We start from the raw sequence: 24,487 nt of genomic DNA, 5'->3' as shown, positions 1-24,487 counted from the left end.
TTAACTATTTCGAAAAAGTAACACTCAGAAGTCGCCTTTGTCACTTTATTGAATACTTTTTGTAACTATTGTCACCCTATTGTGTAACTATTTCAATCACAGATCAGCATAAATAAATATATGATCTGACTTAAATCACTTAAGCTCAACATTTCTCAAAAAATAATAAGCAATACATTTGATTTATTCTTTGAAAAACAATACCTTTGCACCGTTTTTTAAACAACATAATGTCTAATTTATTAATAAAATGATCCTAAAGGATCGAACAGTAACAAATGTCTGATAACTTAAAAAATGTAAGTCCAATTGAAGATTTCGATTGGAATGCTTATGAGATCGGTGAAACTTTCTCAGAAAGAAGCAAAGAAGATTTAGAAAAAACTTATGACCAGTCGTTGAGCAGAATCAATGATAAAGAAGTGGTTATGGGTAAAGTAAGCTCTATGAACAAACGCGAAGTGGTTGTGAATATTGGTTACAAATCTGACGGTATTGTTTCGATGAACGAATTTCGTTACAACCCCGATTTAAAAGTGGGTGACGAAGTAGAAGTATACATCGAAAGCCAAGAAGACAAAAAAGGACAGCTTATCCTTTCTCACAAAAAAGCACGCGCTTCTCGCTCTTGGGAACGTGTTAACGAAGCTCTTGAAAAAGACGAAATTATCAAAGGATACATCAAATGCCGTACTAAGGGCGGTATGATTGTAGACGTATTTGGTATCGAGGCGTTCCTTCCGGGATCTCAAATCGATGTTAAGCCAATCCGTGACTATGATGTATTCGTAGATAAAACTATGGAATTCAAAGTGGTTAAAATCAACCACGAATTCAAAAACGTTGTTGTATCTCACAAAGCTCTTATCGAGGCTGAACTTGAACAACAAAAGAAAGACATCATCTCGAAACTGGAAAAAGGACAAGTGCTAGAAGGTACTGTTAAAAACATCACTTCTTATGGTGTATTTATCGACCTTGGCGGTGTAGATGGTCTTATCCACATTACTGACCTTTCTTGGGGACGTGTACAACATCCGGAAGAAGTGGTTAAATTGGATGAAAAAATCAACGTGGTTATCCTTGACTTCGATGATGACAAAAAACGTATCGCTCTTGGTCTAAAACAACTTACTCCTCATCCATGGGATGCTCTTAGCGCTGACTTGAAAGTTGGTGACAAAGTGAAAGGTAGAGTTGTTGTTATGGCTGACTATGGTGCATTCATCGAAATCACTACAGGAGTAGAAGGTCTTATCCACGTATCAGAAATGAGCTGGACACAACACCTACGCAGCGCTCAAGACTTTATGAAAGTGGGTGACGAAGTAGAAGCCGTTGTTCTTACTCTTGATCGTGACGAACGCAAAATGTCTCTGGGTATCAAACAATTGAAACCAGATCCATGGGAAAATATCGAAGAAAAATATCCGGTTGGAAGCCAACATACTGCTAAAGTACGTAACTTCACTAACTTCGGAGTATTTGCTGAAATAGAAGAAGGCGTTGATGGTCTAATCCACATTTCAGATCTTTCTTGGACTAAGAAAATCAAACACCCAAGCGAAATAACTCAAATCGGTGCTGATATCCAAGTTCAAGTACTTGAAATAGACAAAGACAACCGTCGTTTGAGCCTAGGTCACAAACAATTGGAAGAAAATCCTTGGGATGTATTCGAAACTATCTTTACAGTAGGATCAGTACACGAAGGTACAGTTGTTGAACTTGTTGACAAAGGTGCTGTTATCTCTCTTCCTTACGGTGTTGAAGGTTTTGCAACTCCAAAACACTTAGTGAAAGAAGACGGAACACAAGCTCAGGTTGAAGACAAACTAGAGTTCAAAGTTATCGAATTCAATAAAGATTCTAAGAGAATCATCGTTTCTCATAGCAAAGTTTATGAAGACGAAAAAGGTGGTGGTGAAAATAGAGAAGCTTCTGAAAAAAGAGCTCCTAGAAAATCAGCTAAAAAAGACGATGCTCCTCAAATGACATCTACTGCTGCTGAAAAAACTACTTTAGGTGATATCGAAGAACTTGCTGCTTTGAGAGATAAACTTTCAGGCGAAGGCAAATAAGAATTTATACAATTCTATATACGAGAAGGTGTAACGAAAGTTGCACCTTTTCTGTTTTAATGCTGGACACACAAGCTAGAAAACAAATAGAAATACCAGTATATTTATTATATTTGTAAATAATAAGGTTGCAGACCTAACTCTTAGCGATAGTAGCTATTCTCACACTAAAATCAATTTTAATGAAAATGAATCGTTTCCTCATTTTGGGATGTTTCCTTTGGGCTACACTTTCGGTCTGTGCTCAAGGCTATGAGCTTAGAAAAAATATTGGATCAATTATCGAAAATAAGAATGCAACTGTTGGAGTCGCTATCATCTTTAATGGTAAAGATACATTGACTGTAAATAATCAGTATCGTTACCCTACAATGAGTGTATACAAATTTCATCAAGCCCTAGCGGTATTAGATAATCTGAACAGACGAAATTTACCTTTAGATCAACAAATATATATAAGTAAATCAGCATTACAACCTGACACCCATAGTCCGCTAAGGGATGCAAGACCCGAAGGTAACTTTTACATGCCAATTAAAGAATTGCTACAATATAGCGTATCTCAAAGTGATAATAATGCCTGCGATATATTATTTAGCTTTTTAGGAGGTACCGATTATGTCGAAAAATATATAAAGAGCCTGGGCATTATGCAAATCGCGATTACTGCAACAGAAAAGGAAATGCATGATGATCATAGTAAACAATATGCCAACTGGACTACTCCTTATTCTGCGGTTGAGCTTCTCGAAAAATTTAGGCAACAGGACGACTGGTTCCCACCGAAATATAAAAACTTCTTATGGGAATCACTTATTGATACATCTACGGGGCAGGATAAAATAAAAGCTTTGCTTCCTCCAAATACTGTAGTAGGGCACAAAACAGGGACTTCATTTCGCAACGCACAGGGTCTTAAAGCTGCCGATAATGATTTAGGTTTTATAGAACTACCCAATGGTAAACAATTTTCAATCGCAGTCTTTATCGTAAATTCAATAGAAGATGATAAGACAAATGCAACAATAATAGCTCAAATATCTAAAGCTGCCTACGACTATTATAAAGCCAAATAAAGACACAACTCAATATAATTCAAAGTGTGTAATTATAATTATTAGCTGCACTAATAAAAAGACATGAGCTTAGAAGTAAATTTTAAATAAAATATAGATGTACGACCTCTCCGTGTTAAGTAAATATAGAACCCAGCTTATGGGCTTTGCTATATTATGGATTACTTTTTATCATATGTCACTTGTCTTCTACATACCTATTATTTCGGAAATTAAATGGTTGGGGTATGCGGGTGTTGAAATTTTTTTCATGGTTTCCGGAATTGGTCTTTTTTTTTCATGGCAACAAAACCCCTCGACTATCTCTTTTTATAAAAAGAGATTATTACGAATATTTCCAACTCACATATTAATAGCAATAATCTTTACTTCAATTGCTATATATCTATATAAATACGAGATCTCATATCTATTTTATAGTATAACTACACTAGGATTTTGGGTAGGAAAGGGGGATACTCTTACGTCTCCTTGGTTTATATCTGCAATCGTTTTTTTATATATCCTAACTCCTGTTTTTTTAAAATATTTTCAAAAGAGAATCATAACAGCTTCAATCATAATAAGTTTAATATCAATTATTATTTCGATATTAATAACTAACACAGATTTCAGCTATCTACAAATATTTACAGCAAGAATTCCATCTTTTTTGATGGGATTATGCGTGGGATATCTAATTATTAATAAGAAGAGAATATCCCCTCTCACCGTCTATTATCTTTACCTATCTTTATTAGTAGGAATAATATTCATTATTTGCCAATTACATAATGTGGGAGATTATTTCAAATATACGGCATATGGATTTATTTGGTATCCACTAATACTAACAACACTTCCTTTGTGTTTATTACTAACCAAAGTTTTCGATATACTTCCAACATATATCTTTTCCTCCATACTTACATTCTGGGGAACATATAGCCTCACTATTTATCTATACCATGAAAAGATTTTGTTTTTACTTACATATCATACGAAAATGAATGGATTAATTCTAAATATTTTAGCCATAGCTGTTACTATTGTAGCAGCATATATTACCTCAAACATAATTACATTTTTGACCAATAAATATAGTAGGATCAAAATCTATAATTAAATACCATTTTCTAAATCTAATGAATTATAATATAACAAATATTTACTATCTTCATCGAATCATTTTAAGACAATATGCCTAAAATTTCGGAACGTGGAATACAAATGCCCAGCTCCCCTATCAGGAAGTTGGCACCCTTATCAGACTCAGCTAAAGCAAGAGGGCTGAAAGTTTATCATCTTAATATCGGTCAACCCGATTTACCTACACCTCAAGCAGGTTTAGACGCACTAAAGAATATTGACAGAACCATTCTCGAATATAGTCCTAGTGATGGTTACCGCTCTTATCGCGAGAAATTAGTGGGCTACTATGCCAAATACAATATAAATGTATCGGCTGACGAGATTATTATAACTACCGGAGGATCAGAAGCCGTTCTCTTCGCCTTCCTAGCCTGTTTAAATCCCGGTGATGAGATTATTGTACCTGAACCCGCCTATGCCAATTACATGGCTTTTGCGGTCTCTGCAGGCGCCATAATAAGACCTGTATCTTCAACTATTGAAGAAGGTTTCGCTCTACCTCCAATTGAAAAATTTGAGGAACTTATCAATGAGCGAACTAAAGGGATTATGATATGCAATCCTAATAATCCAACCGGCTACTTATATTCGAGAGCTGAGATGAACCAGATAAAGAAACTTATCCAAAAATATGATTTATATTTGTTTTCGGACGAGGTTTATCGCGAATTCATATATACAGGGTCTCCCTATGTTTCGGCTTGTCACTTGGTAGGTATTGAAGAGAATGTAGTGCTTATCGACTCTGTGTCGAAACGATATAGCGAGTGCGGCATACGTATAGGTGCCCTTATAAGCAAAAACAAGGAACTTCTAAAGGCAGTAATGAAATTCTGCCAAGCACGTTTAAGTCCACCACTTATCGGACAAATAGTTGCAGAAGCTTCTTTGGATGCAGATCCCGATTATTTACGTGATACGTACGAGGAATATGTCGAACGCCGCAAATTCTTAATTGACAGATTAAACATGATTCCCGGAGTTTATTCTCCGATACCTATGGGGGCTTTCTATACAGTGGTAAAACTACCTGTAGATGATGCCGATAAGTTCTGTGAATGGTGCCTATCCGATTTCGAATACGAAGGTCAAACTATTTTTATGGCTCCTGCTTCGGGCTTTTATACAACACCCGGATTAGGTAAAAATGAAGTCAGAATGGCTTATGTTCTAAATAAAGAAGATTTAGGTAATGCCTTAACAGTTCTGGAAAAAGCATTGGAAGCATATAACACTCTTGAAAAATAAGAGGAAATCATCAGTAGCATATCATATATAAAAGGAAAACCGATCTTACAGATCGGTTTTCCTTTTATATTCTATTAAATATCAGAAAGAGAGAGAGTATAACCCTTATTTCTCTCTAATAATAATATTGATTTGTGTACCTGACAAATTCCAATGCTCTCGAATACGATTCTCCAAGAAGCGTTTATATGGGTCTTTAATCCACTGAGGTAAATTACAGAAGAACACAAACGTAGGAACCTGCGTATTGGGTAATTGGGTAATGTATTTAATCTTAACATATTTCCCTTTATTTGAGGGAGGCGGTGTACGCTCTATGATAGGCAACATCACCTCATTCAGCTTATGAGTAGGTATTCTAACTTTTTTATGAGTATAAACCTCTTTAGCCATTTCTAAAACCTTAAGAATACGCTGTTTTGTTGATGCGGAAGCAAATACAATAGGAAAATCAGTAAAAGGAGCTAATCTTTCACGAATTGTATTTTCGAATGTCTTAACAACAATCTGCTCTTTATTTTCTACTAAATCCCATTTATTCACACATACAACTAATCCCTTCCTATTCTTTTGAATAATAGAGAATATATTCAAGTCCTGACTTTCGATACCTTGTGTAGCATCAAGCATCAAAACGCAAACATCCGAATTTTCGATTGCTTTAATAGAACGGATTACCGAATAATACTCCAAGTCTTCCGTAACTTTTCCTTTCTTGCGAATACCTGCTGTATCAACCAGATAAAAGTCCATATTGAACTTATCGAAACGAGTATATACCGAATCACGTGTTGTACCGGCAATATCGGTTACAATATTACGCTCTTCGTCAATCAAAGCATTTACGAACGATGATTTTCCGGCATTAGGGCGACCTACTACTGCAATACGAGGTATAGTATCCTCATAAGTATCGAATACCTGATCGTCTTTCTTCGTAAACTTACTGATAACTAAATCAAGCAGATCACCAGTTCCGGCGCCGTTTATTGCCGAAATATTTATTGGATCACCCAATCCTAATGAGTAAAACTCAGCAGAAAGCGGGTGAACATTAAAATTGTCAGCCTTATTTGTTACTAAAATAACAGGTTTACCTTTTGCTCTACGCAAGATATGAGCCACGCCCAAATCCAGATCAGTAACACCATTCATTACATCTACTACAAACAGAATTACATCTGCTTCTTGTATCGCAATTTTCACTTGCTTATTGATTTCTTCCTCAAAAATATCATCCGAGTTTACAACCCATCCACCGGTATCAACCACAGAGAACTCTAGTCCTCCCCACTCTGTTTTACCGTATTGTCTGTCGCGAGTTGTCCCCGAAGTCTCATCAACAATAGCCTGACGAGTTTGTATCAGACGATTGAAAAGTGTTGATTTTCCTACATTTGGACGTCCAACAATCGCTACTAAATTTCCCATAAATTATTAAGATCTATCTTATTTGGTGCAAAGATACTTATTTTTTATCGTTTTAAAGTCCCCGACCTATTTAATGTTTTTTTGCCCGAATAAAAGCTTCTTCTCCGTAAAGTTAAAAACCGAGATAGCGATTCAACAATTTTTCGATTCTACGATGTTGAAACCCTTTCTTAAAGAGAAATAAGAATAAGCTGTTTACTAATTTGTTATAAAACAGATTTGAGCATTTCGTTGTCTTGAGTATTTTTTTGATCACGTCTCTATTCTGAATCTCAAAAGAACTGTTATTGATTATAGATATAGCCGCATTTTCGCCTGTTTTGAAGGCATAATATAGACCTTCTCCCGATATAGAATCGGCATAGCCTCCGGCATCTCCTATCAGTATTATATTATCTTTGAAAGGGTAATCTATTTTATCGAACATCGGAATATACGCTCCCCTAATTCGCTGATTGCTTACTATATTATTATCTTTCAAATATTTTCGAAATACATTTACATCCAGATTTTCATATCCGCATCCGACTACACACCCATCTTTATTTGGGAAAATATAGGCAAATCCTCCTACAAACTCTTTTGGAAAAAAAACTTGTATGTTTTCGATAGATTTATCATCAGTAGCTGTTTCTAAACATATAATTCCTTTCGATCGATTAGGGTGTAAATAGTTACGTACAAAACTATTGGCTCCGTCTGCACCAACAAGATAGTCGCACGAAAAAAGCTGCCCATCGGCAAGAGTAATGTATACCTTACCCTCTTTCTCCTCTATTACGGTTGGTTTTCCCTGCTGTATTTTACCTCCAATATTAATATATTCTTTGTATAATACATAATCAAATTCTTTTCTGCTTACTGTTCTTGTTTCGGTATATAAGCGGTAAGTACACAAATACTTATTATCCGAATATACCTCAAAATTATTAACCGCATGATAATCGTACGTTATTTCTCCAAAAATAGATTTAACTATCTTATGGGCTTTAGGCGTAAGTCCTCCCCCGCACAATTTTTCACGTGGAAATTCTGCTCTATCAATGATGAGGCATTCCTTGCTATTTTTTGTCAATATATAGCCACACGTAATGCCTGCCGGACCACCTCCTATAATAATCGTATTAAAATGCTTTATTTCCATATATCCAGTTTTGATAAGGTAGAATTACTATTTTTGTTATCGACAAAATTAACAATATTTTTCAAATTAAATACCCAAGTAATATGTTTGCAACATACAACCCGGGTATTTTTTTATTTCAAATGAGCCGCTTTATTGATTTTGATATTATGAAGCAGATTTATTCATTTCTTCTACAATTTCCATTCCCTTCAAAATAGCTTGTTCGTTCATGGGTAGCATGCTGTGGTGCCTTTCGGGAAGAGATTTTTTTAAGCCCATCATTACATGCTCTAATGTAACTATAGGACACACTTTAAGCAATCCACCCAAAACAAACATATTGAATGCTTTCTGATTTTTAAGCTCGGAGGCCGTAGCCATAGCTTCTATTTTATAGACCGAGATATCGGTTCTTTTGGGCGCACGTGGAATACCTTCGGGATCATAAAGCAAAATACCTCCCGGCTTAACCTGAGATTCGAATTTATCGAGTGATGGCTGGTTCAATATTATTGCAATATCATATTCACTAACAATAGGCGAACTGATAGTATTGTCACTCAATATGACAGTTACATTTGCTGTTCCTCCACGTTGTTCGGGACCATATGACGGAAACCACGAAACCTCTTTTCCTTCCATTAAACCTGAGTAAGCTAAAATCTTACCCATCGATAATACGCCTTGTCCACCGAATCCGGCTATAATAATTTCGTTTACCATTATTTATTTTCTTCTTAAGGTCTCAGACCTTTTTATTGCTTTGGTAAGTATAAAAGCCAAAGCTAGTTATATTTATAAAACAGGTCATTAAATACTTTCAGTTACTTATTCAAGGTCTCAGATCAGATATTTTTTATGTCACCCATAGGATATACAGGAAACATATTTTCTACCATCCAGTCATTTGCTCCTGCAGGACTCATTTTCCAACCGGCACTGCAAGTAGAAACTATTTCTACAATAGAAGTACCTTTGCCGTCCAACGAATTCTGGAAAGCTTTAGCAATCATTCTTTTCGCTTTTTTCACGGCACCAGCTGTATGTACACTGTGTCGTGTAGCCAGACAAACACCCGGCAATTGAGCCAATAAATCGGTAATCTTCAATGGATATCCATTTTCATGGGTATCACGACCATTGGGCGTAGTCGAAGTTTTCATATTCATCAAAGTAGTCGGAGCCATTTGTCCGCCGGTCATACCATATATACCATTATTTATAAAAATAATAGCAATATTTTCGCCACGGTTGGCAGCATGAATAGTTTCGGCAGTACCAATGGCAGCTAAGTCTCCATCGCCTTGATATGTAAATACCATCTTATCAGGATTTAAGCGTTTTACCGCAGTAGCCAAAGCCGGAGCCCTACCATGTGCAGCCTCCTGCCAGTCGATATCTAAATAATCATATGCAAATACAGCACAGCCCACAGGAGCTATACCTATAGTTATTTCTTTCAAGCCCATTTCATCGATTACTTCTGCAACCAATTTATGGACAACACCATGCGAACAACCCGGGCAATAATGCATCTGGGTTTCGTTCATCAATACGGGTTTGGCATATACCAAATTCTTTGGATCTATTATACTGGTGCTCATTCTATTTATATCCTTAAGTACATTAATAAGGGGTTGCGATTTAAAACTAACAACCCATTTTTTCTTTTAAAGCAACAACTACTTCATTAGGTGTAGGAATAATTCCCCCCAAACGTCCGAAGTGTTCAACCGGAACTTGCCCGTTTACAGATAAACGTACATCTTCAACCATTTGTCCGGCATTCATTTCTACAGTCAATATCCCTTTTACCTTCGAAGCATATTCCTTAATAATCTTCGTTGGGAAAGGCCACAGTGTTATCGGTCTTAATACTCCCACCTTTATACCTTCTGCTCTAGCCAGTTCAATCGCTTTTTGACTGATACGGGCAGCCGACCCAAAGGCTACTATAAGATAATCTATATCCTCACAATCTATCTCCTGATATCTTATTTCATTGGCTTCAATTTCTTTATATTTTGCCTGCAAATCTAAATTACATTTTTCCATCACGGCAGAATCCAACTGAAGGGTCGTAATAACATTGGGTTTACGATCGGCAGGTTTGCCCAACGTTGCCCAAGGACATTGTTCGCGTATTTCTTTCTCTGTACGTCTTCTTCTAAATTCTGGAAGTTTTACTTTTTCCATCATTTGTCCGATTACACCATCTGCAAGTATGGTAGCAGGTGTCGAATATTTAAACGCAAGTTCAAACCCCAGATCTACAAAATCGGCCATTTCCTGAACCGATGCCGGAGCAAGAGTTATCATTTTATAATCGCCATGTCCCCCACCCTTTACAGTCTGAAAATAATCAGATTGAGATGGTTGAATAGTTCCCAGACCGGGACCACCACGCATTACATTAATAAGCAGGCAAGGCAAATTACCTCCTGCAAGGAAAGAAACACCTTCCTGCATAAGGCTCATACCTGTACTTGACGATGATGTCATCACCATTTTACCGCAGCCTGCACCTCCATATACCATATTGATAGAGGCGGTTTCGCTCTCAGCCTGCATTACAACCATACCGGTTGTTGTCCAGGGAGCTTCGGCCATCAATGTTTCTATAATTTCCGATTGGGGAGTAATAGGATAGCCGAAGTAGCCATCAACTCCTATGCGAATTGCAGCATGGGCGATTGCCTCGTTGCCCTTCATCAAATATATTTCTTCTGACATAACTTTTAATTGGAGTAAGTTAATATACTACAAAAGACTAATATTCCTAAGAAATTAGCCTTTTTGTCTATATACGGTTAAACATCCATCAGGACAAACATAGCCACAATTGGCACATCCGATGCATGCATCCTCATTTTTCATAAATACGTAATGATATCCTTTTTCGTTTACCTCGCGAGCCTGCAATTCAAGCACGTCACAAGGACAGGATACAACACAGAGATCGCAGCCTTTACATCGTTCGACGTCGACCACTACTGTTCCTTTTACTTTTGCCATATCTTATTATAGATAGTTGTCAATTTACTTTTGATAATTCCACATTTCGTTTTCCGGTCAGTTGAATGGATACAAAGTTATAGCTTATTATCACATTCCATTCTTTTTTATCCATAAAATTGTCAACAGAATGTTAAGAAGGCATTATCCGATTACACTTAAAAACAAGATACACAAGCATATTGCCAATAGATAATTTTGATAAGAAAGTATTAATAAAATAAACTTTTTCATCCACAACAGGTAATCTGCTCCTTCGTCCTTGTATAAATTCTAAAATATAAATTAACTTTGAGCATTATTGAATCTATTTTCACAGAGATTTCCAGAAATTCATTCCAAGCAGAATATGATTAAACATCCGATATACACAATCTTAGCTTTTCTTCTATTCACTTTCAATCTATCAGCTCAGCAGGCTAAGATAAGTGGTACTGTTACCAATTTCGACAATAGCCCTGTAGATTTTGTCAGTGTATCGCTGCAAGGCTCTTCATTGGGTGTTTTCACTAACAATCAGGGGAAGTACCAGATATCCGTACCGATGGGAGACTCCATTATCATTGTATTTTCGAGGGTAGGCTATCAAACATCGAAAAAACAGATTGCTAAAGTCATCGGAAACATGACTCTCAATATGATGATGCGGGAAACCGTATTAGAAGAGGTAACTATCCTTGGAGAAAAAGGCCAAACAACTACTATGGGAAAAATAGAAATAGGAAAGACTAATCTATTGGCCGATCCCACAGGAGGAAGTATCGAGTCTATACTCGCTTTAGGACCGGGCGTAAGCAATACAAATGAGATGAGTTCTCAGTACTCGGTTCGCGGGGGTAATTATGATGAAAATATTGTATATGTAAACGGAATAGAAATCTACAGACCGCTCCTGATCCGTTCGGGGCAACAGGAAGGACTTAGTTTCATAAATCCGAACATGGCTAAAGAAGTAAAATTCTCAACAGGAGGTTTCGAAGCTGCCTATGGTGACAGGATGGCTTCTGCCCTTGATATTACATACAAAAGACCACAAACCTTCGAAGCTTCTGTTGCAGGGAGTTTATTGGGTGCAAATGCTTATGTCGGAAGTTCCAGCGGACGCTTTACCCAGATAACCGGATTCAGATACAAAACAACACGGGCCTTACTCGGCACTTTAGATACAAGCGCAGAATACGATCCCACATTTGTAGATGCACAAACTTATATGACTCTCGGATTATCTCCGAAATGGGAAGTCAGCTTTTTAGGCAATGTATCCAGCAACGTCTATAAATTTATACCTCAAAGCCGTCAGACACGATTTGGCTCGGCTGCCAATGCAAAAAACTTCACTGTTTATTTTGATGGTCAGGAGAATGATAAATTCCTGACTTACTTCGGGGCATTGAGTATGAAAGGTAAGCTAACCGATAATCTCGAAATAGAATTTATGGGATCGGCTTTCGCTTCAAGAGAATACGAACGTTATGATATAAGCGGAGAATATAGACTAACTGATCTTGGTCTTTCGTCCAACGGAATGGAAGGTGAAAACGGTAACCTATTAGGTGTCGGTTCGTATTTGGAACATGCACGCAACAATCTGAATATAGATGTATCGAATATCCGCCATCTTGGCTCATTTAAATTTGGAAAACACGCTCTACGTTGGGGAATAACTATTCAACAAGAAAAAATAGACGATCAGATAAAAGAATGGAGTGTTCGCGATTCGGCAGGTCACTCCCTACCCAACCTTGGAGACAAAGTAAGTGTATATTCCAATCTGAGATCGGATAATATAATAAACAGCAACCGATATGCCGGATTTTTACAGGATACCTATCAATTCACTTCGGGAGATAATATTATATATATCAATGCAGGTATAAGAGCCAGCCATTGGACGTTTAATGACGAAACTATTATTAGTCCCCGTGCATCCATAGCACTGATACCCGACACCAAGAGAGATATTACTTTACGTTTTGCGACAGGTATTTATTATCAGGCACCTTTCTATCGCGAATATCAGAAGATAGTAACCACAGGGCAAAACTCAGTGGTTGTTCTCAATAAAGACATAAAATCTCAGAAATCAATACACTTCATAGTAGGAGGCGATTATAAATTCAAAACAATGGATCGCCCTTTTAAATTTACAAGCGAAGTGTATTATAAGAAATTATCCGACTTGGTTCCATATACCGTTGATAACGTCAAGATCAGATATTCGGGAGAAAACTCGGGAACAGGATATGCAATGGGATGGGACATGAAACTATTCGGCGAGTTTGTAAAAGGCTCGGATAGTTGGATAAGCTTCTCTTTAATGAAAACCCAACAAACCGTAAACGGTATAAAAGCACCACTGCCTACCGATCAGGGTTATAATATATCCTTGTTTTTTCAAGACTATTTCCCCGGAATAGAACGCCTGACAATGAACCTCAGAGGTCACTTATCTCAAGGACTACCACAAGCATCGCCTAATGCCGAATTTTTCGAAAAAGGATTCTTCCGAACTCCGGCCTATCGCAGAGTCGATATCGGCTTTGCATGGCAAGCCTTAGGGGAGGATTTTAAAATAAGAAACAACAACACATTTTTAGGATCATTCAAAAACATTTGGTTTGGTGCTGATATATTTAACCTCTTTGCAATAAGCAATACAAATTCATACTACTGGATTACCAATGTATTTAACCAGCAATTTGCAGTACCCAATTACTTAACGGGACGCCAACTAAATTTTAAAATTGTAGCTGATTTCTGATCCGTACAGGTAACCTTACGTAGGTTATTACCTTAGACTATAATTAGAGCTATCTCTGTTTTTTCAGCCCGCAAAATTACAATAAGGTTTGCAGCCTTATAAAGAATTATTAATCAATAAATCTTGGAATTCTCATTTTTTTTTCAACAACAAAAACACAAAATCACTATTCAGTGTTATATATAAATAGTATCTTTACGAGATATACCTAAATGTGTCAGCTATAATATTATATATAAATAATCACTGATACAAAGAGCATTAGAGGCATAACAAAGCTTCTACCCCGACAGAGAAAAGAAAAAAACAATATATAATGATTTACAAATGGAATTACAAACCACTTACACCAAAAGAGACAGAAATAAGAGATGAGCTATCAACTCAGTTGGGTATGCATCCGGCTCTGTGTCAACTACTTATTCAACGCGGGATCAACTCCGTTGAGCAAGCTCAAAAATTCTTCCATCCAAGTTTAAAAGATCTTCACGATCCTTTTCTCTTGCCCGATATGGATAAAGCTATCGATAGAATCGAGAATGCTTTAGGACAGAAAGAACGCATTTTGGTATACGGTGATTATGATGTAGACGGAACCACAGCAGTGGCATTAGTCTACAAGTTCTTAAGAAAGTTTACAACCAATCTCGATTATTATATCCCCGACAGATATGATGAAGGATACGGAATATCGGAGCAGGGAATAGATTATGCAGCCGAAACAGATGTAAAACTGATTATTGCTCTTGATTGTGGTATAAAAGCCATCGAAAAAGTAAAATATGCAAAAAGTAAAGGGATTGATTTCATCATCTGTGACCATCACATGCCTGATGAAACATTGCCCGATGCTGTAGCTGTTGTAGATGCAAAACGAGTAGACTCGATCTACCCTTACGAACATTTATCAGGCTGTGGAGTCGGTTTTAAGTTGGCACAAGCTTTAGCTCAGAATAACAAAATTGACTTTTCGGAGTTACTCGACCTTCTCGATTTAGTTGCTGTAAGCGTAGCATCTGATATTGTACCCCTTACAGGTGAAAACCGAATCCTGACTTATTACGGATTAAAGCAACTCAACTCCAGTCCCAGTATGGGATTACAAGGCATCATCGATATTTGCGGACTAAATGACAAATCGATCACCGTAAGTGATATTGTATTTAAAATAGGTCCTCGTATTAATGCCTCGGGGCGCATGATGAACGGAAAGGAAGCGGTTGATCTGCTTTTATCGAATACAGCACTCGATGCAAAACTAAAGAGTGAAAATATAGACCATTATAATGCAAATCGCCGCGAACTGGATAAGCGTATTACAGAAGAAGCGATCAACTTTATAGAATCGGAACTTGATATAACTAAGATTAACAGCATAGTTATATTCAATAAAGATTGGCACAAAGGTGTAATAGGAATCGTAGCATCGAGGCTTACCGAGAAATATTACCGCCCGGCAGTTGTTCTGACTAAATCGAACAACTTAGTTACAGGCTCTGCCAGATCAGTTATGGGCTTTGATGTATATAAAGCCATTGAGGCATGTAAAGATATACTCGAAAACTTTGGAGGGCATACCTATGCAGCAGGGCTTTCGTTGAAGGAAGAAAATTTATCTGAATTCAGACGCCGTTTCGAAGCAATGTCTGTAGAACTTATTGCTCCTGAAATGATGCGTCCTCAGATTGATATTAATGCTGAATTAAATTTTATCGATATCAATAATAAATTTGTTTCCGATTTGGATAAATTTGCACCGTTCGGCCCGGAAAATCTTAATCCGATCTTTGTCTCAAAAGACGTTGCTGATTATGGAAACAGCAAATTAGTAGGTAAAGATTCTCTCCATATCAAATTAGACATGGTAGATTCGTCACTCAACACTCCCATGCATGGCATCGCTTTCAGGCAAAGCAATAGTTTTAGTATGATCAAAAAAGGTCTCTATGACATTTGCTATACATTGGAAGAAAACATTCATAACGGAAAAACTAACACTCAATTATACATAAAGGATATTGATAAAGGACAATTTTAAGGTCTAAGACCTTAAAATTGATTTAGGAATAAAAACAAGAGATAGTTTTAATTATAATCTAAAGTAATACATATTTAATATTACTTATTTACAAAAATGATAGTCAATATATGAGAGGTTTAATTGTGTTTTTTACGGCAGCAGCTCTACTATCTATCGGAACTGCTTGCAATAGTGATAGAAAAGTAGAGGTTATTAACAATAGCGCTTCCAGCGATAATAGTGATATGAAAGAATCCCCATCACAACCGTTGACATCCGATAGTTACATCACCAAATTGGGAGAACTGAATGTTACTTTAGTGGGACATGCATCTCTCATGCTTGAAATTAATGGAAAAATAATACACGTAGATCCATATTCAAAAGTTGCAGATTATTCGAAGTTACCTAAAGCTGATTTAATTCTATTGACTCACGAACATTCCGACCATTTGGATTTAGGAGCTATTGAGCAGATAAGACAAGCTAAAACCCGTTTTATAGTATCAAAAGTATGTGCAGACTCAATCGGTTATGGTGAAGTTCTTAACAATGGAGATAAAACAATTTTCGAAAAAATTGATATCCAAGCCGTTCCCGCATATAATATTGAAAATAAAAAAGATAATGGCGAATATTATCATCCAAAAGGAAGAGGCAATGGTTATGTATTAACTTTAGGAAGCGAAAAAGTATATATAGCAGGAGATACAGAAAACATTCCGGAGATGGAACAACTGAAAGGTGCGTACATCGCTTTCCTTCCTAAAAATACGCCTTATACAATGACCGACGATATGTTTATAGATGCTGCTCAAAAAGTATCGCCTGTATACCTTTACCCTTATCACTTTTCAGAGTTTAATGACAAAAAAATCATTAAGGCTTTAGAAAAGGAAAACAATAAAGCAAAGTTATTAGTGCGTTCAATGTCGAACCTCTAAAATATTCTGAAAACAGAATTGAATATTTTTCATAAAATACTTCATGAATACTGGAGATATTCAGAATTCAGACCTTTACAGGAAGATATTATCAAATCTGTCTTTTCAGGGAAAGACACTCTAGGTCTAATGCCTACCGGAGGCGGAAAGTCTATCACTTTTCAGGTTCCGGCTTTGGCTATGGACGGTATCTGCCTTGTAATCACCCCCCTTATTGCCCTGATGAAAGATCAGGTTGACAATCTGAAAGAAAAAGGCATAAGAGCATTGTCTATTTACTCAGGAATGTCTCACAATGAGATATTGATTACTCTGGATAATGCCATCTTGGGAGATTACAAATTTCTCTACATTTCACCCGAACGCCTCGGTACACAATTATTTCAGGCTAAGCTTCGAAGTATGAATGTGTGCCTTCTGGCTATTGACGAATCTCATTGTATATCGCAATGGGGGTACGACTTCCGTCCTTCTTACATGAATATCGCCGATATAAGGAAGGAGCTCCCCAATGTCCCCGTACTGGCACTTACCGCAACCGCTACTCTTGAGGTGACAGATGATATTCAAAACATTCTGGGATTTAAAGAAAAAAATGTCTTCAGAAAAAGTTTCGAAAGAAAAAATCTCTCCTACATCGTTCGGGAAAGTGATAATAAAACCGAATCTTTAGTCAGGATCTTGTCAAAGATTCAAGGTAGCGCTATAGTATATGTGCGCAGTCGATTAAAGACAAAGGAAATTGCAACCGAATTGATACAGCACGGGCTTTCAGCCGATTTTTATCATGCAGGATTAAGCAGCGATGATAAAACACGCAAGCAAAATGCATGGAAAGATAACGAATGTCGAATTATTGTATCTACAAATGCTTTCGGAATGGGGATTGACAAGCCTGATGTGCGAGTAGTGGTTCATACAGACTTACCTAATTCAATAGAAGAATATTATCAGGAAGCAGGGCGGGCAGGCAGAGACGAAAAAAAGGCCTATGCAGTTATCCTATATTCAAAAACAGACAGTACTAAATTAAAGAAACGTATTAGCGATGAATTCCCCGAACGTGACTTCGTCATTGCAGTATATGAGTCATTAGCCTATTTCTTTCAGATAGCTGAAGGTTTCGGACATAATTCGACTTATGATTTCAGCTTACAAAAATTCTGCTCTACATACAAGTACCCTCTTATACCCACACACAATGCGCTGAAGATTATCGAATTATCAGGATATATCGAATATACTGATGATACAGACAACCAGTCGAGAATAATTTTCACCATTTATAGAGACGAACTATATAAATACGAATTCACTAAAGAATACGAGCATCTTATAAGCATAGTATTAAGACTGTATACCGGCATATTCGCAGACTATGTTACTATAAATGAAGCAACAATAGCCTTCCATCTTCAAAAGAGCAGAACCGAAGTATACCACATGCTAAAAATACTGGCTAAAAAACGGATAATAGAATATATACCTTTCAAGAAAACTCCTTTCATAATTTATAAACAGCCCAGGATTTCCATAAAATATTTTGTAATTCCCCAAAGTGTCTACGAAGTAAGGAGAAAGAGATTCGAAAAACGAATTATAGCCATAACCGATTATGCTGAAAGAAACGATATATGCCGTAGCAGGATGCTACTAACATATTTTGGAGAAAAAAAGAGCTCCGATTGCGGACACTGTGACGTATGTCTCGCAAAATCCGATACAGGAATCAGTAATTATAAATTCAATGATATTTCTGATAAGATAAAAAAACTCATCTGTGAAAAAGATTATTCTATTGATGATCTGACAAGCGAAATATCAGAATATAAAGAAGAAGACATCATCCATGTTATTCGTTTCCACCTCGATCAGGAATCTTTTTTAATACAGAATGATTATATTAAGATCAATAAAAAGAAAGAGTAAATATCTGTAAAGACATTTACTCTTTCAACATTACTACTTATGTATCTGGAATTTGTGAAAAGATCGCTTATTGTACTGAAGTTCCATCTTCATTATAGCTATAAGATGCCTTTTCAGGATTACCCCATGCTTTAGCACTTTCGTTCCAAGCATAACGAGCTACACTCATTACCTTAGTACCATCGTATGTGTAAACCATCATATTGGAAGGAGTCCAATTCTTACTCGATTCATTCCATATATAAGTAATCTTAGACACGAATGCCCCTTGTTCATTTAATGTGTTTACTTTCTTTTTGAAAGGTACAAGATTATTGTTCTTGACATCTCCTTTAAAATAAGTAGTTGAAACTACATTTTCTGTTTTTTCAACATTATGATACAATACTGCATCCGAATCTGCCTTTACCACGCTAGAATTAGTTGCAAACAAAAGCAGAGCAACAACAACTGAAGTAAAAACATTTACTTTCATAATGATATTTTTTTTAATGATTAATTGTTTATTTCATTATCATAATTCAAATTTAAGCAATATTTCGGACTAAAAATATCATTATGATACAAATATTAGTAAACATGCTATTAAACATGTTTGTAAACAAAAAGATCACAGATATCATAATGACATCTGCGATCTTTTTGATAAAATAGAATATATATATATTTTTCAACCGAAGTCATCAAACAACAACATCTCAGGAGGAACACCCAAATCGTCTAACATCTTCTTGACCGAATTAGCCATTGGTCCCGGTCCACACATGTAGTATTCGATATCCTCCGGAGCATCATGGTCTTTCAGATAGTTATCGTATATTACCTGATGTATAAATCCTATGTAGCCTGTCCAGTTATCTTCAGGTAAAGGTTCGGAAAGAGCTATATTGAAAGTAAAGTTTGGGTATTCTTTTTCTATTTGACGGAAATCTTCTTCATAGAAAATCTCATTCTTTGAACGGGCACCATACCAATACGATATTTGCCTATCAGTAGTTTTGAGTGTATTAAATAAATGTAGCAACTGCGAACGAAGTGGTGCCATACCCGCACCTCCACCTATATACAGCATCTCGTTTTTAGTATCCAGAATATGAAAATCGCCATAAGGCCCCGATACACTCACTTTATCACCCGGTTTAAGTCCGAAAATATAGGAAGATCCTATACCCGGTTTTATTCCTTGTTTCCAGCCACCTATAGACCGATCGAAAGGCGGAGTGGCTATACGAATATTAAGCATTACAATATCACCTTCTGCCGGATAGTTAGCCATCGAATAAGCCCGCATGGTCTCTTCGGTATTGACTATTCCCAAATCCCACATCTTAAATTTATCCCATTCAGATTTAAAGCGATCTTCAATAATAAATTCAGTAAAACTAAACTTATACTTAGGTATATTAATTTGAATATATGAACCCGGTTTAAAATCAAGATGTTCGCCTTCAGGCAATCTTACTACAAATTCTTTGATGAAAGAGGCTACATTATTATTAGATACTACCTCACACTCCCACTCTTTCACTCCGAAAACTTCAGCAGGTATTTCAACTTGCATATCAGCTTTTATCTTTGTTTGGCAACCTAATCGCCAATGCTCTTTTTGCTGTTTCCGAGAAAAAAAGCCCACCTCGGTAGGGAGTATTTCTCCTCCACCCTCTATCACTCTACATCGGCATTCACCACATGTACCTCCACCTCCGCAAGCCGAAGACAAATAAATTTGCTGCGATTGCAAAGCACTAAGTACTGATGTACCGATTGGACTCTTAAACTCTTTCTCTCCGTTTACCAATACACTGACATTTCCCGAAGGAAGTAACTTCGCCTTAGAATAAAGAATGGCAATAACAAAAAGTAAAGTCAGAATCAAAAATGCAACTACACTAGAGATTACTGTCAACATACTTGAAGACATCAAAAACATCATAAATTTTCACTTTTATCTTTTAAGGTCTGATACCTCATTTATTATTCAATTTCCTTCTTTTGAATAACTAGCTTCAAGAATTGTATTTCGTATAAAATTTAACTCCAGACTAGTTTCCGGATCTCCCTCTTTAAAAGCAGGTATGGTATATGAGAACAAAATAATTCTTCGCCCTTTTGAATCTACTGGGACTATTACCTCCCAAGAATAAACCAGAATATCATCGCCCCCTTCATTTGTCAGTTTAACATCTTCTTCCAATGGAAAACCTTCCTCGACGTACATACCCGAGTCGGACGACAGTTTTACACTTTCGTTATACTCCTCTTTTAATTCAGTAGACAGAACACTCAACCTTAATGTTCCCGAATCGGAATCTTCTCTGTAAAAAGCAGCATTTCCGTCATCGTAATATTCTTCTTTCCAATTGGCTGGCAATTTAAAAGAAACTATCCCGTCATTGTATTTAATTAGTTTCATATCGTTAAGTAAATTATGTAAAAGTCTAAGAACTTAAAGTTTGATACCCGAGAAACTCATAAAAGCTATTCCCATCAGTGCTGTTATAATGAAAGTGATTCCTAAACCCCTCAAAGGTTTCGGAATATCCGAATATTCGAGCCTTTCCCGTATAGCAGCTAAGCCTACGATAGCCAAAAACCAACCGACACCCGATCCTAAACCGTATACGGTAGCATAACCGATATTGGGAAATTCTTTCTGCTGCATAAATAGAGATCCTCCAAATATGGCACAATTTACAGCCAACAGAGGTAGAAATATTCCTAAAGTTGCGTATAAGGACGGACTATATTTCTCGATAAGCAGAGCTAATATTTGTGTAACCGATGCCAATACTGCAATAAAGACCAGTAATGTCAACATACTCAAGTCAACATCTTTGAAACTATCACCCAACCATTGCAAAGCACCCGGTTTCAGTAAATAATTTTCCAACAAATAATTAATGGGAACAGTTATTGTCAGTAGAAATATTACTGCAATACCAAGTCCTATAGCTGTTTTTACATTCTTTGAGATAGCGAGAAATGTACACATACCTAAAAAGTATGCGAATATCATATTCTCAATAAAAATAGATCGAATAAATATATTAATAGCCTCTTGCATAATCGTTCAGTTCTTTTTTTCTGATAATCATATTTAAGGTTTCAAACCTTCTATTCAGACTGTATCTAGTTTAGCCTTCCTGTAAATCTTTATTGCGAGATCGTTGTATCCAGATCAATACAGCAACAACTATTAAAGCCATAGGAGGTAATATCATAAACCCATTATCCATATAGCCTATATTATAGAATGATTGAGGTATAATCTCGAATCCCAGCAACGTTCCCGATCCTAATAATTCCCGGATAAATCCAACTATAAACAATACTACGGCATACCCTAAACCATTACCAATACCATCTAAAAATGAAGCAACAGGTCCGTTACCTAAAGCAAAAGCTTCTAAACGCCCCATCAAAATACAATTGGTAAGAATAAGGCTTATAAATACCGATAATTGTTTATTTACGTCAAATGCATACGCTTTAAGCAATTCACTCACTAATGTCACCAAAGCTGCTGCTATAACCATTTGCACTATTATGCGAATCTTATCGGGAATAAGGTTACGTAATAGGGACAAGAATAAATTAGCAAAAGCAACCACAATAGTTACACAAACACCCATCATTATCGAAGCCTCCAGCTTGGTAGTCACAGCCAATGTAGAGCAAACTCCTAATACCTGTACCAGAATTGGATTTTTCTTATTTAAAGGGCCTAATAATATAGCCCTTGTTTTATCTGATAATAGCTGACTCATTCTAGTTCTTCTTTAAATTTTCCAAAAACTTACTATAACCTTCCAATGTATTATAGAGCATATTATCTATACCATGACTGGTAATTGTTCCACCTGATATACCATCGACATAATCTCTGTCCGAAACACTTTTACCGGGTTTTACAATTGCTATTGATTTAAATACACCGCCTTTATAAAGCTCTTTACCTACAAATTCGTCACTAAACCAGTCGTGAGCAACTTCAGCCCCCAATCCGGGAGTCTCAGATTCATGATCGAAGTCGGCACCATACACTGTATTACCATCTTCATGTACGGCAATATATCCCCACATAGCACCCCACAATCCTGAACCTCTTAAAGCCAATATGTATAAGATTTTACCATCTAAGCTTGCCACATATACAGGATACCTGCGTTCATTTCGAGGCTTGTCCATCTCAACTTTCAAATCGGCATTAAATGCATCTTGCTGAGAATCCGGGATAATATTTCCATCCAAATCAATCATATACATATCCGGAATCAGTTCTTTGAACTTTCGTTCAGATTCGGTTCCTTTTGTATTTATATTAATAGAACGTAATATTTGCGACATTTTATCAACATCGGCATTCTTCTGCTGAATACCTTTTAATGATACGTGAACTATCGAAAGAACAACAGCTACAAGAATAACCATCACGCTTGCAAATAGTATCGTATATTTATTACTGTCTCTATTCATACACTTTTATCATTTTTTTGAGTTGCCCGCCTCATTCTGCGTTTAATATTTTTCCCGACTACCACATAATCGATCAGAGGAGCAAAAGCATTCATAAATAGTATAGCCAACATCATCCCTTCCGGATAACCGGGATTAAAGACACGGATCAAAACAGCTATCACTCCGATAAGGAATCCATAGACCCATTTTCCTGATTCGGTGCGAGCAGACGTAACAGGATCGGTAGCCATAAAAACAGCACCAAAAGCAAAGCCTCCCAACAGAATATGTTCCAAAGGAGTTATCTGCATCACCGCATTTACAGCAAACTGATTAATAAGAAGAGCTGTTGCCATTCCTCCAATAAAAACTGACACCATTGTTTTCCAGCTGGCAACGCCAAATAAGATCATAATAATTGCGCCTATCAGAATGGCTAATTTGGATGTTTCACCTATCGATCCGGGAATAAGCCCCAAAAACATATCCCAATAAGTAAGTACATGCCCCGTAACGTCAACCAATGTGACACTGTTTCCTGTGGCAGTTTCTATTTGTGATAAGGGAGTAGCTCCCGAAAAAGCGTCTACCGTTTGTGTAATACCATCCACCATATTTGCATCTCCCACTCCAAAGCTATTTTCAGCACGAACGAATACATGTTCTCCTGTCATTTTAGATGGGTATGCAAAAAACAAAAATGCCCTTGCTACCAAGGCTACATTAAATATATTATAACCTGTTCCTCCAAAAACTTCTTTAGCAAATACAACGGCAAAAGCTGTAGCAACGGCAAGCATCCATAGAGGAAGATCAACAGGTACGATCATAGGAATCAACATACCCGACACCAGAAACCCCTCCTGTACTTCGTGTCCTTTAATCTGTGCTATAATAATCTCAATACCCAATCCTACCACATATGACACAACTATTTTAGGTAGAATTGCCAATAAACCGAACAGAAAACAGTTCCAGAAAACAGGAACTTCGCCTATTGCCTGATAATGTTGGTAACCGACATTATACATTCCGAACAATAACGCAGGAATTAAAGCCAGAATAACCAATGACATGGTTCGCTTCGTATCAGAGGCATCATGTATATGCACTCCACTTTTAGAGGTAGTATTCGGTACATACAAAAATGTATCTACTGCATCATATAATGAATGCAATTTTTCGAACTTACCACCTTTTTCGAAATGAGGTTTTATTCTATTATCCAGTTGATTTCTTAGTGACTTCAATGTTATATCTATTTTTT

21 protein-coding genes are annotated in these 24,487 nt (G+C 36.7%); 8 read left to right on the top strand and 13 right to left on the bottom strand.

Annotated features, from left to right (window positions below):
- Window positions 1-278 precede the first annotated feature (278 nt).
- From rpsA to CLV62_RS08550, 4 genes are all read left to right on the top strand, one after another.
- A complete protein-coding gene (rpsA, locus tag CLV62_RS08565; RefSeq protein WP_110310367.1) occupies window positions 279-2,081 on the top strand; it encodes a 30S ribosomal protein S1 in 1,803 nt (600 codons plus the stop codon).
- 182 nt (window positions 2,082-2,263) lie between these two features.
- On the top strand, window positions 2,264-3,157 hold the full coding sequence (gene bla, locus CLV62_RS08560; protein ID WP_110310366.1) for a class A beta-lactamase, subclass A2: 894 nt from the start codon (window positions 2,264-2,266) through the stop codon (window positions 3,155-3,157).
- 97 nt (window positions 3,158-3,254) lie between these two features.
- Window positions 3,255-4,262, top strand: a complete 1,008-nt coding sequence (locus tag CLV62_RS22360; protein WP_110310365.1) for an acyltransferase family protein — start codon at window positions 3,255-3,257, stop codon at window positions 4,260-4,262.
- Between the two features lie 74 nt (window positions 4,263-4,336).
- A complete protein-coding gene (locus tag CLV62_RS08550; RefSeq protein ID WP_110310364.1) occupies window positions 4,337-5,536 on the top strand; it encodes a pyridoxal phosphate-dependent aminotransferase in 1,200 nt (399 codons plus the stop codon).
- Between the two features lie 105 nt (window positions 5,537-5,641).
- Here the strand turns inward: CLV62_RS08550 and der are convergent, their stop codons facing one another.
- The 6 genes from der to CLV62_RS08520 form a co-directional block, all read right to left on the bottom strand.
- Window positions 5,642-6,967: a ribosome biogenesis GTPase Der gene (der, locus tag CLV62_RS08545; protein WP_110310363.1), complete on the bottom strand. Its 1,326-nt coding sequence runs from the start codon at window positions 6,965-6,967 to the stop codon at window positions 5,642-5,644.
- Window positions 6,968-7,079: 112 nt separating this feature from the next.
- Window positions 7,080-8,111: an NAD(P)/FAD-dependent oxidoreductase gene (locus CLV62_RS08540; protein WP_110310362.1), complete on the bottom strand. Its 1,032-nt coding sequence runs from the start codon at window positions 8,109-8,111 to the stop codon at window positions 7,080-7,082.
- 147 nt (window positions 8,112-8,258) lie between these two features.
- A complete protein-coding gene (locus tag CLV62_RS08535; RefSeq protein WP_110310361.1) occupies window positions 8,259-8,816 on the bottom strand; it encodes a 2-oxoacid:acceptor oxidoreductase family protein in 558 nt (185 codons plus the stop codon).
- A 122-nt stretch (window positions 8,817-8,938) separates the two neighbouring features.
- Window positions 8,939-9,697, bottom strand: coding sequence for a thiamine pyrophosphate-dependent enzyme (locus tag CLV62_RS08530; protein ID WP_050709786.1), 759 nt, complete (start codon window positions 9,695-9,697; stop codon window positions 8,939-8,941).
- Between the two features lie 46 nt (window positions 9,698-9,743).
- Window positions 9,744-10,826, bottom strand: a complete 1,083-nt coding sequence (gene vorB / locus CLV62_RS08525; protein WP_110310360.1) for a 3-methyl-2-oxobutanoate dehydrogenase subunit VorB — start codon at window positions 10,824-10,826, stop codon at window positions 9,744-9,746.
- 54 nt (window positions 10,827-10,880) lie between these two features.
- Entirely contained in the window at window positions 10,881-11,108 is a 228-nt protein-coding gene (locus CLV62_RS08520; protein ID WP_050709788.1) for a 4Fe-4S dicluster domain-containing protein, read from the bottom strand.
- Between the two features lie 349 nt (window positions 11,109-11,457).
- Between CLV62_RS08520 and CLV62_RS08515 the strand changes: the two genes are divergently transcribed.
- From CLV62_RS08515 to CLV62_RS08500, 4 genes are all read left to right on the top strand, one after another.
- On the top strand, window positions 11,458-13,869 hold the full coding sequence (locus CLV62_RS08515; protein ID WP_110310359.1) for a TonB-dependent receptor: 2,412 nt from the start codon (window positions 11,458-11,460) through the stop codon (window positions 13,867-13,869).
- Window positions 13,870-14,185: 316 nt separating this feature from the next.
- The gene (gene recJ, locus CLV62_RS08510; protein WP_110310358.1) at window positions 14,186-15,907 is read left to right on the top strand and encodes a single-stranded-DNA-specific exonuclease RecJ; all 1,722 of its coding nucleotides are present in this window, start codon (window positions 14,186-14,188) and stop codon (window positions 15,905-15,907) included.
- Between the two features lie 110 nt (window positions 15,908-16,017).
- Window positions 16,018-16,833 carry an MBL fold metallo-hydrolase gene (locus tag CLV62_RS08505; protein ID WP_110310357.1) on the top strand — a complete coding sequence of 272 codons (816 nt, stop codon included), beginning with the start codon at window positions 16,018-16,020 and terminating at the stop codon, window positions 16,831-16,833.
- An 18-nt stretch (window positions 16,834-16,851) separates the two neighbouring features.
- Window positions 16,852-18,762, top strand: coding sequence for a RecQ family ATP-dependent DNA helicase (locus CLV62_RS08500; protein WP_110310356.1), 1,911 nt, complete (start codon window positions 16,852-16,854; stop codon window positions 18,760-18,762).
- Between the two features lie 67 nt (window positions 18,763-18,829).
- Here CLV62_RS08500 and CLV62_RS08495 read toward each other — a convergent pair whose 3' ends face one another.
- The 7 genes from CLV62_RS08495 to CLV62_RS08465 form a co-directional block, all read right to left on the bottom strand.
- Window positions 18,830-19,237, bottom strand: a complete 408-nt coding sequence (locus CLV62_RS08495) for a DUF3836 domain-containing protein (RefSeq protein WP_110310355.1) — start codon at window positions 19,235-19,237, stop codon at window positions 18,830-18,832.
- 195 nt (window positions 19,238-19,432) lie between these two features.
- Window positions 19,433-20,692 carry an NADH:ubiquinone reductase (Na(+)-transporting) subunit F gene (gene nqrF, locus CLV62_RS08490; protein ID WP_394337197.1) on the bottom strand — a complete coding sequence of 420 codons (1,260 nt, stop codon included), beginning with the start codon at window positions 20,690-20,692 and terminating at the stop codon, window positions 19,433-19,435.
- A gap of 48 nt (window positions 20,693-20,740) precedes the next feature.
- A complete protein-coding gene (locus tag CLV62_RS08485) occupies window positions 20,741-21,175 on the bottom strand; it encodes a hypothetical protein (RefSeq protein WP_110310353.1) in 435 nt (144 codons plus the stop codon).
- 33 nt (window positions 21,176-21,208) lie between these two features.
- On the bottom strand, window positions 21,209-21,826 hold the full coding sequence (gene nqrE / locus CLV62_RS08480) for an NADH:ubiquinone reductase (Na(+)-transporting) subunit E (RefSeq protein ID WP_110310352.1): 618 nt from the start codon (window positions 21,824-21,826) through the stop codon (window positions 21,209-21,211).
- A gap of 70 nt (window positions 21,827-21,896) precedes the next feature.
- On the bottom strand, window positions 21,897-22,529 hold the full coding sequence (locus CLV62_RS08475; RefSeq protein WP_110310351.1) for an NADH:ubiquinone reductase (Na(+)-transporting) subunit D: 633 nt from the start codon (window positions 22,527-22,529) through the stop codon (window positions 21,897-21,899).
- Window position 22,530: 1 nt separating this feature from the next.
- Window positions 22,531-23,238 carry an NADH:ubiquinone reductase (Na(+)-transporting) subunit C gene (nqrC, locus tag CLV62_RS08470; protein WP_110310350.1) on the bottom strand — a complete coding sequence of 236 codons (708 nt, stop codon included), beginning with the start codon at window positions 23,236-23,238 and terminating at the stop codon, window positions 22,531-22,533.
- Window positions 23,235-24,470 (bottom strand): NADH:ubiquinone reductase (Na(+)-transporting) subunit B, encoded by a 1,236-nt coding sequence (locus CLV62_RS08465; protein ID WP_110310349.1) that lies wholly within the window; start codon window positions 24,468-24,470, stop codon window positions 23,235-23,237. The genes nqrC and CLV62_RS08465 overlap by 4 nt, the downstream gene beginning before the upstream one ends.
- Window positions 24,471-24,487: the final 17 nt, after the last annotated feature.

The sequence above is a fragment of the Indolivaga alginatilytica genome (assembly GCF_003201355.1).
Lineage (GTDB): Bacteria > Bacteroidota > Bacteroidia > Bacteroidales > Dysgonomonadaceae > Dysgonomonas_A > Dysgonomonas_A alginatilytica.
This window is presented reverse-complemented; position numbering and strand designations above follow the sequence as displayed.

Bases quoted from the DNA above. Each gene is read 5' to 3' on its own strand.
- rpsA (WP_110310367.1), top strand. From the start codon at position 279: ATGTCTGATAACTTAAAAAATGTAAGTCCAATTGAAGATTTCGATTGG.
- bla (WP_110310366.1), top strand. From the start codon at position 2,264: ATGAAAATGAATCGTTTCCTCATTTTGGGATGTTTCCTTTGGGCTACA.
- CLV62_RS22360 (WP_110310365.1), top strand. From the start codon at position 3,255: ATGTACGACCTCTCCGTGTTAAGTAAATATAGAACCCAGCTTATGGGC.
- CLV62_RS08550 (WP_110310364.1), top strand. From the start codon at position 4,337: ATGCCTAAAATTTCGGAACGTGGAATACAAATGCCCAGCTCCCCTATC.
- der (WP_110310363.1), bottom strand. From the start codon at position 6,967: ATGGGAAATTTAGTAGCGATTGTTGGACGTCCAAATGTAGGAAAATCA.
- CLV62_RS08540 (WP_110310362.1), bottom strand. From the start codon at position 8,111: ATGGAAATAAAGCATTTTAATACGATTATTATAGGAGGTGGTCCGGCA.
- CLV62_RS08535 (WP_110310361.1), bottom strand. From the start codon at position 8,816: ATGGTAAACGAAATTATTATAGCCGGATTCGGTGGACAAGGCGTATTA.
- CLV62_RS08530 (WP_050709786.1), bottom strand. From the start codon at position 9,697: ATGAGCACCAGTATAATAGATCCAAAGAATTTGGTATATGCCAAACCC.
- vorB (WP_110310360.1), bottom strand. From the start codon at position 10,826: ATGTCAGAAGAAATATATTTGATGAAGGGCAACGAGGCAATCGCCCAT.
- CLV62_RS08520 (WP_050709788.1), bottom strand. From the start codon at position 11,108: ATGGCAAAAGTAAAAGGAACAGTAGTGGTCGACGTCGAACGATGTAAA.
- CLV62_RS08515 (WP_110310359.1), top strand. From the start codon at position 11,458: ATGATTAAACATCCGATATACACAATCTTAGCTTTTCTTCTATTCACT.
- recJ (WP_110310358.1), top strand. From the start codon at position 14,186: ATGATTTACAAATGGAATTACAAACCACTTACACCAAAAGAGACAGAA.
- CLV62_RS08505 (WP_110310357.1), top strand. From the start codon at position 16,018: ATGAGAGGTTTAATTGTGTTTTTTACGGCAGCAGCTCTACTATCTATC.
- CLV62_RS08495 (WP_110310355.1), bottom strand. From the start codon at position 19,237: ATGAAAGTAAATGTTTTTACTTCAGTTGTTGTTGCTCTGCTTTTGTTT.
- nqrF (WP_394337197.1), bottom strand. From the start codon at position 20,692: ATGTTTTTGATGTCTTCAAGTATGTTGACAGTAATCTCTAGTGTAGTT.
- CLV62_RS08485 (WP_110310353.1), bottom strand. From the start codon at position 21,175: ATGAAACTAATTAAATACAATGACGGGATAGTTTCTTTTAAATTGCCA.
- nqrE (WP_110310352.1), bottom strand. From the start codon at position 21,826: ATGCAAGAGGCTATTAATATATTTATTCGATCTATTTTTATTGAGAAT.
- CLV62_RS08475 (WP_110310351.1), bottom strand. From the start codon at position 22,529: ATGAGTCAGCTATTATCAGATAAAACAAGGGCTATATTATTAGGCCCT.
- nqrC (WP_110310350.1), bottom strand. From the start codon at position 23,238: ATGAATAGAGACAGTAATAAATATACGATACTATTTGCAAGCGTGATG.